12 protein-coding genes are annotated in these 12,283 nt (G+C 48.5%); 3 read left to right on the forward strand and 9 right to left on the reverse strand.

Annotated elements, in window-relative coordinates:
* Positions 1-541: 541 nt before the first annotated feature.
* Both ahpF and ahpC read right to left on the reverse strand, forming a co-directional pair.
* A complete protein-coding gene (gene ahpF, locus MHM93_RS14000; protein ID WP_239449482.1) occupies positions 542-2,110 on the reverse strand; it encodes an alkyl hydroperoxide reductase subunit F in 1,569 nt (522 codons plus the stop codon).
* 71 nt (positions 2,111-2,181) lie between these two features.
* Entirely contained in the window at positions 2,182-2,751 is a 570-nt protein-coding gene (gene ahpC / locus MHM93_RS14005; RefSeq protein ID WP_022945858.1) for an alkyl hydroperoxide reductase subunit C, read from the reverse strand.
* A 256-nt stretch (positions 2,752-3,007) separates the two neighbouring features.
* Between ahpC and MHM93_RS14010 the strand changes: the two genes are divergently transcribed.
* Genes MHM93_RS14010 through MHM93_RS14020 form a run of 3 tightly spaced genes read left to right on the forward strand, consistent with a single transcriptional unit; the run spans position 3,008 to position 4,657 of the window.
* Positions 3,008-3,427 (forward strand): DUF3429 domain-containing protein, encoded by a 420-nt coding sequence (locus MHM93_RS14010; RefSeq protein ID WP_239449522.1) that lies wholly within the window; start codon positions 3,008-3,010, stop codon positions 3,425-3,427.
* A 55-nt stretch (positions 3,428-3,482) separates the two neighbouring features.
* Positions 3,483-3,851 carry a hypothetical protein gene (locus MHM93_RS14015; protein WP_239449483.1) on the forward strand — a complete coding sequence of 123 codons (369 nt, stop codon included), beginning with the start codon at positions 3,483-3,485 and terminating at the stop codon, positions 3,849-3,851.
* Positions 3,852-3,853: 2 nt separating this feature from the next.
* Positions 3,854-4,657, forward strand: a complete 804-nt coding sequence (locus tag MHM93_RS14020) for a Rossmann-like fold-containing protein (protein WP_239449484.1) — start codon at positions 3,854-3,856, stop codon at positions 4,655-4,657.
* Here the strand turns inward: MHM93_RS14020 and MHM93_RS14025 are convergent.
* The 7 genes from MHM93_RS14025 to MHM93_RS14055 all read right to left on the reverse strand — a co-directional run bounded on the left by MHM93_RS14025 (position 4,593) and on the right by MHM93_RS14055 (position 12,283).
* Entirely contained in the window at positions 4,593-5,351 is a 759-nt protein-coding gene (locus MHM93_RS14025; RefSeq protein ID WP_239449485.1) for a hypothetical protein, read from the reverse strand. The genes MHM93_RS14020 and MHM93_RS14025 overlap by 65 nt on opposite strands.
* Positions 5,324-6,046: a CpsB/CapC family capsule biosynthesis tyrosine phosphatase gene (locus tag MHM93_RS14030; RefSeq protein WP_239449486.1), complete on the reverse strand. Its 723-nt coding sequence runs from the start codon at positions 6,044-6,046 to the stop codon at positions 5,324-5,326. Before MHM93_RS14030 ends, MHM93_RS14025 begins: the two co-directional genes overlap by 28 nt.
* A gap of 8 nt (positions 6,047-6,054) precedes the next feature.
* Positions 6,055-8,268, reverse strand: a complete 2,214-nt coding sequence (locus tag MHM93_RS14035; protein ID WP_239449487.1) for a polysaccharide biosynthesis tyrosine autokinase — start codon at positions 8,266-8,268, stop codon at positions 6,055-6,057.
* A 14-nt stretch (positions 8,269-8,282) separates the two neighbouring features.
* Complete coding sequence (locus tag MHM93_RS14040) at positions 8,283-8,798, reverse strand: polysaccharide biosynthesis/export family protein (protein ID WP_022945851.1); 516 nt, start codon at positions 8,796-8,798, stop codon at positions 8,283-8,285.
* Positions 8,798-9,994, reverse strand: coding sequence for an outer membrane beta-barrel protein (locus MHM93_RS14045; RefSeq protein WP_239449488.1), 1,197 nt, complete (start codon positions 9,992-9,994; stop codon positions 8,798-8,800). Before MHM93_RS14045 ends, MHM93_RS14040 begins: the two co-directional genes overlap by 1 nt.
* Positions 9,995-10,010: 16 nt before the next feature.
* Positions 10,011-11,411, reverse strand: a complete 1,401-nt coding sequence (locus MHM93_RS14050) for an undecaprenyl-phosphate glucose phosphotransferase (RefSeq protein ID WP_026111244.1) — start codon at positions 11,409-11,411, stop codon at positions 10,011-10,013.
* 137 nt (positions 11,412-11,548) lie between these two features.
* Positions 11,549-12,283: a WecB/TagA/CpsF family glycosyltransferase gene (locus tag MHM93_RS14055; RefSeq protein ID WP_239449489.1), complete on the reverse strand. Its 735-nt coding sequence runs from the start codon at positions 12,281-12,283 to the stop codon at positions 11,549-11,551.

Consider the following 12,283-nt stretch of genomic DNA (forward strand, 5'->3'; position numbering starts at 1 on the left):
AACCAAATTTGGCTGCCAACCTTGAGCCAGGTGTTAAGCTTTGTTGAGCATCGCACAGGGCTGGCCTACTAAATAGCCGCGTACTCGTTGCTTAATTTTATCTTGCAACCATCTTGGGCCGTGATCCGAAAGATCATTATGGCGAGCGTCAGGTATTTGCACTACGCAGATGTCGCTTTGCACTGTGTTTGCGCTCAACACTCCTTCATCTGCAGCAAAGTCGCTTGCCCGAATTGAGAATATGTTTATATTGTCCCTGCTTTACACGCTAGCATACCTTGTAAAATTGAAATTCGCTAATGAAGGTAAAGCAATGAAAAATAAACTGAACAATGACAGCTAACAACACCGGTAGCGCGGCATAAGTATAAGTGGGCGGCATTCAAATAAAACCGCTTAATCGGTAGGGTTACATGCACAATCAGCGTTACCGCTTGCAGTGGCAGCTGCTTTCAATTTTCACAGCACAGTAAAAAAGCCGCTCATTGAGCGGCTTGGGGACTACACATCTGGAGATTTCAGGGTGTGTGCAGTATCTACTTTAAGCGGCATCACTTTGCGCTTGGTCGTCGCTGTGACGAATTAAGTAATCAAAGGCGCCCAGGCTGGCACTGGCTCCTGCGCCCATAGCAATAATGATTTGCTTAAAAGGCGTGGTGGTGGCGTCCCCAGCGGCAAAGACCCCTGGCAAGTTAGTCGCGCCTTTATCATCAATCGTTATTTCACCAAAAGAGCTTAAATCCAGACCACTGTCTTTCAGCCACTCGGTATTAGGCACTAAGCCGATTTGTACGAATACGCCGGCTAAGGCTACATGCTGCGATTGTTGTGTTTCGCGGTCGGTGTAATTAAGACCAGTTACCTTATTGCCATCGCCAACAATTTCGGTGGTCGCGGCATGGGTAATGATGGTGACATTAGTAAGGCTTTGCGCCTTTTTAACCAGCACGTCGTCAGCACGTAAGGTATCGGCAAATTCCAGCACCGTAACATGCTCAACAATGTTGGCTAAATCGATCGCTGCTTCAATGCCTGAATTACCGCCACCAATCACCGCTACCGACTTACCTTTAAAGAGCGGACCATCACAGTGGGGGCAATAAGCAACCCCGTGGCCTCGGTATTCACGCTCACCTGGCACATTCATTTCCCGCCAGCGTGCCCCCGTGGCGAGGATCAGGGATTTGCTTTGCAGTGTGGCACCATTATCCAAGGTAATGGCGCGGGTATCGCTGTCTAAACGCGCAGCGCGCTGATTATCGATGACATCGACATTGTATTCTTTAACATGCTCTTCTAGCTGAGCTACCAGTTTCGGACCCTCTGTGGCCTTAACCGAGATAAAGTTTTCAATGGCCATGGTATCGGCTACTTGGCCACCAAAGCGCTCAGCGACAATACCGGTGCGCAACCCTTTTCGCGCCGCATAGATAGCAGCCGATGCACCCGCAGGACCACCGCCGACTACCAATACGTCATAGGGGTCTTTTTCATTCAATAGTTCGGCTTGGCGCGCCGCAGCTCCCTCATCGACCTTGTTAAGAATGTCATTGAGGCTGATAGCGCCTTGGCTAAATAGCTCGCCATTCAAGTACACCGTAGGCACCGCCATGATGTTGCGCTGCTCTACTTCCTCTTGGAACAAGGCACCGTCTATCATGGTCACATTCACCTGAGAGTTCAAAGCCGCCATGGTATTGAGCGCTTGCACGACGGCTGGGCAGGTTTGGCAGCTCAGCGAGATGTAAATTTCAAAATTAAGGGTTTTATCTAAGGCCTGGATTTGCGTACGTTGCGCCTCATCGGCCTTGGTTGCCACACCGCCGCTGTGCAGTACAGCGAGCACTAATGAAGTAAACTCATGACCCATCGGGACCCCAGCGAATGTAATCGAGGTGCCTTGCTCGCCGAGTACTTGCATCGCAGGGCGTCGCGCTGCTTGGTGGTCTTGTCGTATACTAATGCGCGGGCTCAACTCGGCCAAATCGTTGGCCAAAGTGTCTAATTCTTTACTTTTGCTGCTTTCATCGAGGGCTAGAACCAGCTCTATATTGCCCGTCAATGCACTAAAATGGCTTGATAATTGATTCTTAATGGTACTGTCTAACATGGTTAGCCTCTTCAAGCGTTAGAAAAATAAGGCGGTGTTGCCACCGCCCGAGTGTTGCGATTTAGGCGTTATTAAATTTTGCCGACGAGGTCTAGCGAAGGTGCAAGCGTTTCTTCACCTGGCTGCCAAGAGGCTGGGCATACTTCACCGTCGTGAGTAGCGATGTACTGCGCCGCTTGTACTTTACGTACTAGCTCTTTAGCGCTGCGGCCAATGCCTAGGTCGTGCGTTTCAACCACTTTAATTTCGCCTTCAGGGTTGATAACGAACGTACCGCGTAGCGCTAGGCCATCTTCTTCAATCATCACACCGAAGTTGCGCGTGATTTTGCCAGTTGGGTCGCCAATCATTGGGAACTCAATTTTACTAATGGTTTCAGAAGAATCGTGCCACGCTTTGTGGGTGAAGTGGGTGTCCGTAGACACTGAATAAACTTCAACACCCATTTCTTGCAATTGAGCGTAGTAGTCAGCTAAGTCACCTAGCTCCGTAGGACATACGAAAGTAAAGTCCGCTGGGTAGAAAAACACGATTGACCATTTGCCTAATAGGTCTTGCTCGCTTAGCTCAACGAAGTCACCTTGGTGATAAGCCGTTGCGTTAAAAGGTTGGATTTTAGTGTTGATCAATGAGTTGCTCATAAATTACCTCATGTTGTCTGTCATCAGTTTTAAATAATTAGCGGCGTGTACCGCTGCGTTGATGAATAAGATAGAGGTTGTGCTTTAACAAATAAAACAGATTGATTCGATTACAGCCATCGATAAATGTGATTAAAACTTAAACTTACTGCGATTTCTCAGACCGTTAATGGCTTTTTCGCCTGAACTCGTTGAACTCTTTAACCTGCGCCACGTACAATTAGGAAAAGCATCCGCGCTGAGGTCTACTTTGTCTATTGCCCGTTATATCAATCATATCCAATTAGGTTACTTAGGATTACTGCCGTTTTTAGCCTTGGTTGGATGGAGCATGCTCAGTGGTCGCACTGAGTACGCTGGCACCATGTTCATTTATTATGGCATCGCGATTATGAGCTTCCTTGCCGGTCAGTTATGGCGCCCCGGTGAGCAAAGCTATGGGCGCGCCATTGCTGCCGTTATTCCCACCATCCCGCTGCCACTGTTGGCGCTGGGCAATGAGCTGTTTTCATTGGCGTGGTTAAGTGCCAGCTTTTGGCTGGTGCTGGCCATTGAAGTAAAACAGCCGCAATGGGCAGAGCACCACAAGGACTATCGCAAGATGCGCTTTGTGCTTACCTCAGTGGTGTTTGTGTGTCACTTGCTGATGATTGCCGCCATGCTCGACAGACCTTAGACAGCTTCACAGCAATACAGTACACTGCGCGCTCTGATTTTTCGGTGAGATGGCCATGATTGACGATTTACGCAGTGCCCTTGAGCAGTTGGGCGAACAGTTCAGCGAAAAAAACGCCGCATTCAAGGTAAAGGTGGTGCCGTTTTTTTGCTCGGTACGCATTAAAAAAGACCATAAGCACGAAGGCACCCTGCACTTTTATGCTAACCAATTTATAGATGCGTGGTTGGTGTGTTTGTTTATTTTATTCGGGGCATTAATTTATCAGCCTGAGCTTGGTCTTACCCACGGCCCTATCCACTTTGCCATTGCCGCTTTTGTGGCCCTGCGTTTAATAATCCGCCAGGTGGCTATTGAATCACTGAAAGCTCGGCTCTATTTGTTGCAACCCCGCTCCAATGATGCCCCGCAGAGTCACGAGTAACGATGTACTTAAGTGCTCAGTGGCGTATTTTAACGGTCGGCGACGGCGATTTAACCTTTACCCGGGCGCTTAAACGACGTTTTGCAGACGCCCATATCGTCGGTTCGGTGTATGACTCAGAAGCGGTACTGCGAGAGAAGTACTCCAGTCACGGCATTGATGAGTTACGCCAAGCCCAGGTACCGCTGTATTTCAGTTTTGATGTGACCAACCAGGCCTGCTGGCAGCGTCTTAGCACGGGCTTTGATGTCATCATTTTTCAGTTTCCATTGCTCAGCCAACTAGGCTCTAAAAGCGCCTTTGCTGCAGCGCAGCAACAAGGTGGCCTCAACACCTTGAATCGCGCCCTGTTACACCAATTTTTACGCCACGGTAGCGCCTATGGCCTAGCTAAACACGGCGCCGGGCTTTGCTATATCACCTCAAAAGACGTCAAGCCTTACAGTCATTGGGGTCTTGACCACGCCCTGTGTACTGGTCTTGATCTACAGTATGTCGGTGAGCAGCCCTTTAATATTGATGATTTCCCCGGTTACCGTATCCGTAACGTGGACCGCAATAAACATGTCAAAGACACCAAAGGAGTCACCTACAGCTACGCGCTGAACCCCAAAAACCTTGACTTTCCCTATCACCGCCCGCTTTATTTGGATGATACCAACTATTGCCCACTGTGCCATGCTGGGCCTTTTTGCAATGAAAAAGACCAGGCACAACACTTCGAGAGTCGTCAACACCAGCTTATGCTGGGTTATCAGCAACACTGGCAAAATTGGCTTGCGCACGCTTACAAAGATTATTCATGACTTGATGCTGCTGTTGCAATTTCGCCACTTCATGACATAACAAGGTTTTGCGCATTCGCAGTTGGGCTCGTTCCCACAATAACCAGGCGCCATCTCGTTGCACTAACGCTCGTTGCAGCTGAGTACGCAGTGCTTGGCGCTGCTCGGCGTTGAGTTCAGCGTAATATAAAAGGTAAAACTCAACACTGGTGATATTAACCTCTTTTATAAAGGGCCCATATTGTTGCGCCTGTTTTAAATACTGCCACACAGAATCGTTGATTCCGTCCAGAGAATAGCTTACTTTTGCCAACTCCAGCCAAGTATACGGCCAGCTCGGTCGCAAGCTCAGTGAGTGCAACAATTGTTCTTTGGCTGTTCGCAGTTCAACGCCATCCGCATAGCCATGCGCAAAGCCATACAATGATAGCTGCGCCTGAATCGTGTGGTATTGTGCGTGGTTAGGAACGAGCTCAGCAGCGCGCTGTAGACGCATGTGAGCGCGCATGTAATGGGTCGAGCCGACGGCTGGCTCCAACTCATCTTGTTGCAGCTGCAAGTGCGACAGCAATGTTTTACCTTGTAAATAGGCTAGATTGCCCTGCAAGGCAGCAATGGAGCCCGCTGCCAAGCCAATACTGATCAGCATAAGCACGGTGGCTGCCAAGTGCCGAGGAGTTAACCGAGCTAAAATAGACCTTGGCATAGACGCCATGGGTTCTCCTTGGTGTAGCGTTGGGCCAGCTCCTTGCCGACCAGTTGCTCAGAACGCTCACGGGCCTGCGCTAGGCGAAAAGGTCGACGTTCGCAACTGTGGGCATCACTGGCTATCAGGTCAACGTTACCCTGCTCTAGCCACTGCACTGCGAGTTTTTCACTGTCATCACCAAAATCCCCTAACAAGCTCCCTGCCGTCACTTGAATTAAACACCCCAAGCGCTTAAATCGTGCTAGTAAATGTGGCTTCGCCTTAATTTCTCTATTGCGCTCAGGGTGCGGCAGCACCACTGTTAAGCCTTGGCGATTTAACCAAGTGATCAGCTTGTCGGCACCGAGAGGTACATGCGAGTGCGGCAATTCTAAGAGGATTGCGCGCTCTGGGCCTTGACCATGAAATAGCGCAATGAGGTCCCTGGAGAGGGCTGCCATAATTTGCGAGTCAATGCGCACTTCACTGGCAAAAGCAACGTGAATATCGAGCTGTTGCTCACGTATAGCTTGGTGCAACCGCGCAAAACTTTGCGCGACTACGGGTTGGGTGTTGTCAAAGCGACCAAAGTGCAGATGCGGTGTGACAACCACATGGGAGATCCCTTGCGCCTTAGCTTGTTCGAGCATGGCGATACTGTGTTGCCACTGCTGCGGTCCATCATCTATCCCAGCCAACACATGGTTGTGAATATCAATCATAGCAAGCCTTAAGTTGGTGCATTTGCTTGGGTATATCCATGGCTATCGTAGTAGCCATAATGGGCATTATGACCCTGCTTTTGTTTGCCATTAACTTGGTTCAGCAGCACCCCACAAACGTTTGCTTTAGCATCAATTAAACGGTGTAGCCCGGCCTTCACTAATCCTTGACGTGTCGAGCCTGATTTAACGACATAGATCACTGAATCACTGTGCTGGGAAACAACAAGCGCGTCACTCACCGCCTCTAAAGGTGCCGTATCAAGCACGATATAATCGTATTGCTGGCGCAAGTGTGCCAACAGGGCCTTAAAGTTTTCGCTACTGAGTAGCTCTAACGGGTTAGATGGGATTTGCCCAGCACACAACACGTGAATATTCGACTGTTCATCAACGTGAATACACTCCTCAAGCTGCTGAGTGTTCGCAAGGACATTCGCCAGACCTGGCTGGTAAGCCGGAAGAGAGAAGCGCCCAGCCAATGAAGGGCGACGCATATCAGCATCAATTAATAACACTTTTTCCATTTGCCCTAGCGAGAAAGCAAGGTTGATGGACGTGGTTGATTTCCCTTCACCCGGCACCGATGAAGTCACTTCAATCACTTGATTGTCGCGGTCCATCTGACTGAGTACCAGCGACGTTCTAAAGGTGCGCACCGCCTCCGCAAAAGCCAACTTACCTTTATCAAAGAAGGTGTGCGTTGGCAGCGGCTTACGTTTTGATGACGGTAAACTTGGCAACACCCCTAGCAGTCGCTGACCGAGCTTATTTTCTACTTCTTCAGCGTTGTTCAGTGTGTCGTTTAGCGCGTCGGTTAGAAACGCCAGCACGATACCGAAACCTAAGGTCGCAACGAAGGCCAATACGACGATTAACTTACGGTTTGGCTTCGCTGGATTCGTCGGCTGGTAGGCATAATCGGTAAACCGAGCGATTGGCGAATTGAAATCACTGGTGACTTCGGTCTCTTTGGAGCGCGATAAAAAGGTATCATAGATATTGCGGTTGGTTTCCACTTCGCGTTTGAGCTGGTGATACTCAGTTTCTTTACGCGTTAGCATTTGAAAACGCTGACGCAATCGCTCCACATCTTGCTGCAACGCTGACACCGTACTATTGGCGGTGCGCATCTCTTTTTCTAAGCCCATCACCAAAGAGCGAATTTGTGCCGATAAGTTTTCCTGCACAGTAGCAAGCTCCGCTCGCGCGGCAATCATTTTAGGGTGTTTAGGGCCATATACTTGTCGTAATTCACTCACTTTGCGCTGCGCGGTCACAACCTCACGCTTCACGTCTTGAATCACTTTGTGAGTGGTGATTTCGTTGATCGATTCCAACCTGGTAATGTCATCACGGCCATACTCATCCACCACGCGCATAATCGCGTTGAGCTCGCTTTGGTTACGCTTCGCTTCCACCAATTGTTGCGCGGTTTGCTCTAATTCACGACGCACTAACCCTACAACGCCCTCAATATCAACTAAATCCTCACGCTCTCGGTAGCTTTGCAGCTTCTGTTCGGACTTATCCAAGCGCTCTCGCAGGATACTTAGGCGGTCGTTTAACCACCCCGAGGCCTGTTTAGCAATGCCCATTTTCGCTTGCATCGCATGAGTAATGTACGCTTCACCAACGGCATTGGCGACATCAGCAGCCAGCGCCGGATCGCTCGACTCATAGGCGATAACCACCAGCTGGGTTTTACGGATCGGATGAATACTCAGGCGCCGCGAAAACGCGGTGATAATTTTCTGCATTCGTTTTTCGTAAGCTTGCTGCGCATCGGCGGTGCTTGGCAGTGTCTGTGGCTTTTGTGGAATATATTGCTTCACCCATTGCTTAATATCATTCATAACCCAACTGAGCATACTAGGCTTGGGTTGAAAATCTCGATGCTCAAGCAGGTTCAATTGCTCTATCACATCTCTGGCTATGGCTCTGGAGCGCAAAATCTCATATTGGGTTTGATAGTACTCTTTTTTTGAGGCATCTAAACCATAGACCTCTTCAAAACTGACCGCTTTACGCTGCTGCGCCTCAATAAGTAAGGTGGCGCTAGCACGGTATGAAGGAGTCAATTGCAGCGCCCACACCATAGCGAGGGTGGTAACTAAAATCGCCAAGAGCGCAATGCGCCACTTAAACTTGTTAATGACTTTTAAGTAATAGCCCAGAGTCACAACCTCAGCGGCGCCTGTATTGCGTGTTGCTGTTTTCATTCTCTACCCTGAAATTAGAAGAACCGTTGCTCTATTTTTATGGTGTCACCGGCGGCGACCTGAGATTGCAAAGACGCTTTACTGCGCTTTGCCTGTTGCTGCTGTTCACTGAGCAAAAAGATTTTGTCTGTGGAGGCTCGCTCAGTGAGGCCGCCGGCCAAGGCGATAGCTTGATCCACCGTCAGTCCTGGTTGATAGGGGTAGGCACCAGGCTCTTCAACTTCGCCATGAATATAGAAAGGTCGGTAGCTGACCACTTGGGCGTAGACATTGGGCTCAACGAGGTAATCGCCTTTCAAGCCACTGTAGATCAGCTGCTCCACTTCTTTTACTGTGAGTCCTGTCAAGGTAAGCTCACCCAAAAAGGGGTAGCTGACTACGCCACTTTTGCCCAATAAAGCATCTATATTAAGGTCCGGCTGACCAAACACTCTAATTTGCACTTGGTCGCCCGGCCCGAGCTTATAATCGCTGTTGGCAACCGCCCATTGACTACATAGTGCCAGCAGCACTGCAGCTAGCCACCGCATTAACGACTCCCCATCAACGCAAACTGTACAGTTAAACCAATGCGATTGCGGTCAAAGGCTAAATCGTCGCGAGTAGAGTTGTCATTGCGCAGTTCGTAATAACTTGATAGCACCACGCTTGGGCTCAACGCGTAATCCATCGCCAAAGTAAGCCCGCGTAGCGAGTCTTGACGGCTTACACCGACGAACTCATCATCGGTGTACGAATACGCCACCTTAGTTTGCAGGTTTTCACGCCATTGGTGCACCCACTGCGCCTCGTAGAACGTCTCACGAACATAATCGCCTTCAACTAAAGGGTCGCGAGCACTGCGTGAAGTGGTAAATCGGAAGTGGCTATAAGTCAGCGGCTGCCACTTAATCTTGGCCTGCCAACTGACCCCAGAAAAGTTCTCACGGGCAGCATTAGCAAAGTCCTTTTTTTGATAACCGACTTTGATCTCACCTTCTGTTAGCGCCGTTGCTTCCCAGCTGTATCCAGCATAAGCCTGATAATCATCGGAATCGCGAGTGACACCATTGATGTCAACGACATCGTAGCGATAGTTGTTTTGATGTACGGAGACGAACACGTCTGAGCGTGATTGTGAATTAAAGTAAAGTGTGGCGCCGAAATTTGCTTTGTCGTAGTCACGATACTGCGTAATGGTCTCAAAACGCGTGTAGTTTTTGTTGTAATAGCCCGCATCAAACTTAACACGGTACATCGCTGTTTGTGCGCCAAACTCATAGTCGGCGTGGTAATTTTGCTGCTCGTAAGTAAGCGGCTCAGCAAACGCGTTAGGTTGCCCTTCAGACAGACCCTCACCACGGCGCTCAACATTCCAATCAGCGTCAACACGCACATTGAAGCGATGACGTCGTGACAGTTCAAAGTGAGACAAGTAACCAATATGACCATCGGTATAATTGTCTGCACTACTTTGAATATAGGCCGCTGAACTTAACCGTGTAGTAAGCTGATGACGGTTAATGCCGTCATCATACGCCATCTCTAACTCTGGCGTGGCAGTGTAAATCATACTGCTTTGTTCATTGTCGGCCGTACTGAAAATATTATCATCGTACATCGCGCCAACACTGAGCTTGGGCGTTAATTCAAGGCCATTTTGGGTGATATAGCTGCCTGGTTTTGGCATCGCTGCATGGGCTGTTGTCGCACTCAATAACGCTGCTGCCAGCATCGACTTTCTCATTATCCACTCCCTGATATTAATACGCATTTTTTCCAACGAAGCCTTTGAAAATAGTCATAAATATAATTTTTATATCAAACCACAAAGACCAACTTTTAATGTATTGGAGGTCGAACTCCACCCGCTTTTCCATTTTCTCTAAGGTGTCTGTCTCACCGCGCCAGCCATTAATTTGTGCCCAACCTGTGATCCCTGGCTTAACCTTGTGACGGATCATATAAAACTCGACTTTCTTACGATATTCCTCGTTATGTGCCACAGCATGCGGGCGAGGGCCGACAATGGACATATCACCGAATAGAACATTAAAAAACTGCGGTAATTCGTCCAAACTGGTGCGCCTCAAAAACCCACCAATGGGGGTAATGCGTGCGTCGTTTTTCGTCGCTTGACGCACCACAGCATCGTTTTCCATCACCTTCATTGAACGGAACTTCCATACTCGAATACGCTCGCCGCCGAGGCCATACCGGTCTTGTACAAACAATACCGGCCCTGCAGAGGTTAATTTAATTGCAATTGCTATAGCGATAAGCAGTGGTGAAATGAGCAATAGGATTAACGCCGCGACGACGATATCTTCAGAGCGTTTGATAAATTCTCGCGCACCTAAGTAAGGCGACTCAAACACGCTTAGGGTATCAAACCCTCCGACATGGTCGATGCGCGCATGAATCAAGTTCGAGAGTAAAAAGTCAGGGACAAAGTGTACGTCAACAGTGGTATCCCCAAGTTGACGCAAGATATCGGCAATACGCTTGTCGGCTTTCATCGGCAGAGCAATGAACAGAACATCGACTTCACCGCGACGAGCAGCGTTGACGGCCTCACAAATTGCTCCTTGAACATGGAAATGCAACTGCTCGAATACTCTATCTGGTTGGCGGTCTTCAAAAAAGCCCACGAAATCAAAGCCTAACTCATCATGCTGACTTATTTCCCTAAATAAATTGGCCCCTGACTCGGTCGCGCCAATAATAGCGACTCGTTTTAAGCTAAACCCAAGCTTTCGTTTATTAACTTTATATAAACGAATAAACAACCGCCAACTAAACAGAAATATAAATGAACTAAGAAACCAAATAAACAAAGTTAAACGTGACAAATTTTCACTAAACTTAAAACCAAAAGCAAAGATGAATAATGCACCACTTGCAATAACTAAAGAGAGCCAAGACCAGCTCACCATATGCTGAAACTTACCTGCTCGCCAACTGCGATAGACGTTAAAAACTTCCGCAGTGTAGAGGTAACAAATCATCAAGATAAGAAATGCTACCAGGTAATGCTGATCCAGCTCTACACCACGTATAGCAGCGGCTATAAAGAGCCCGGCAGTGATCGAAAACAAATCCATCAAGCGGTAGAAAACACCGCTGGAGGTTGGGTTATTTTTAAATGTTTTATCGCTGGTCATGGGTGCTCCAAGCTTAAATTCAGCCATCCTAGTAACAGGTAAAATTATAATCTACAATCCCACCAAGTAAAATAGATTTCACTAACTTATCTATAATAAACATTTAACCATGAACAACGAATTAACTATAAGCGCTGTCACCTATTTGTCATACGTTCTTTCATTAACAAATAAGCAAAGCGGCTATTCGTAACAAGGTAGCGTTTCCACATTCTTCCGGGTTCTTGCAAAACGCGATATAGCCATTCCAACCCCGCATTTTGCATCCACTTTGGCGCCCGCTTCACCTTGCCGGCAACAACGTCAAAAGTGCCGCCAACGCCCATAACAAAGTTGACGCCGAGCTGGTCTTGCCAGCGGTTGATAAAGTTCTCTTTTTTCGGCGAGGTGATGGCCACAAAAAGTAGCTGTGCACCGGATGCCTTGATTTTCTCAACCACGGCCTGCTCATCATCCCAAAAATAGCCGTGGTGATACCCCGCTACATTTAATTGCGGATTTTGCTTTTGCACCACCTCCGCTGTACGAGCCACCACTTCGGGTTTAGCGCCAAGTAAAAACACACTGAATTGTTGCTCGGCGCTCATTGCCAGTAGCTCATGGAACAGGTCAACGCCAGCGACGCGCTCTGGTATGTCATGACCACAGGCTCTTGCTCCCCACACCACACCCATGCCATCGATATTGATGATGTCACAAGCTTTGACTGAGTCAGCGAGCTCAGCATCACGTTGCATATTGACCAACTTAGCGACATTAACCACCACGTGCTGAAGAAAGTGCCCGTCCTTTATATGATCGCGGATCACCGTTACCGTCTCCGTCATTGTGGCGCTATCCATAGGGGCATTTAAAAATTGAATTCTTTTCAT

This window comes from Pseudoalteromonas sp. MM17-2 (genome assembly GCF_022347945.1).
GTDB classification, from domain to species: Bacteria; Pseudomonadota; Gammaproteobacteria; order Enterobacterales; family Alteromonadaceae; genus Pseudoalteromonas; species Pseudoalteromonas ruthenica.

Bases quoted from the DNA above. Each gene is read 5' to 3' on its own strand.
- ahpF (WP_239449482.1), bottom strand. From the start codon at position 2,110: ATGTTAGACAGTACCATTAAGAATCAATTATCAAGCCATTTTAGTGCA.
- ahpC (WP_022945858.1), bottom strand. From the start codon at position 2,751: ATGAGCAACTCATTGATCAACACTAAAATCCAACCTTTTAACGCAACG.
- MHM93_RS14015 (WP_239449483.1), top strand. From the start codon at position 3,483: ATGATTGACGATTTACGCAGTGCCCTTGAGCAGTTGGGCGAACAGTTC.
- MHM93_RS14020 (WP_239449484.1), top strand. From the start codon at position 3,854: ATGTACTTAAGTGCTCAGTGGCGTATTTTAACGGTCGGCGACGGCGAT.
- MHM93_RS14025 (WP_239449485.1), bottom strand. From the start codon at position 5,351: ATGGCGTCTATGCCAAGGTCTATTTTAGCTCGGTTAACTCCTCGGCAC.
- MHM93_RS14030 (WP_239449486.1), bottom strand. From the start codon at position 6,046: ATGATTGATATTCACAACCATGTGTTGGCTGGGATAGATGATGGACCG.
- MHM93_RS14035 (WP_239449487.1), bottom strand. From the start codon at position 8,268: ATGAAAACAGCAACACGCAATACAGGCGCCGCTGAGGTTGTGACTCTG.
- MHM93_RS14040 (WP_022945851.1), bottom strand. From the start codon at position 8,798: ATGCGGTGGCTAGCTGCAGTGCTGCTGGCACTATGTAGTCAATGGGCG.
- MHM93_RS14045 (WP_239449488.1), bottom strand. From the start codon at position 9,994: ATGAGAAAGTCGATGCTGGCAGCAGCGTTATTGAGTGCGACAACAGCC.
- MHM93_RS14050 (WP_026111244.1), bottom strand. From the start codon at position 11,411: ATGACCAGCGATAAAACATTTAAAAATAACCCAACCTCCAGCGGTGTT.
- MHM93_RS14055 (WP_239449489.1), bottom strand. From the start codon at position 12,283: ATGAAAAGAATTCAATTTTTAAATGCCCCTATGGATAGCGCCACAATG.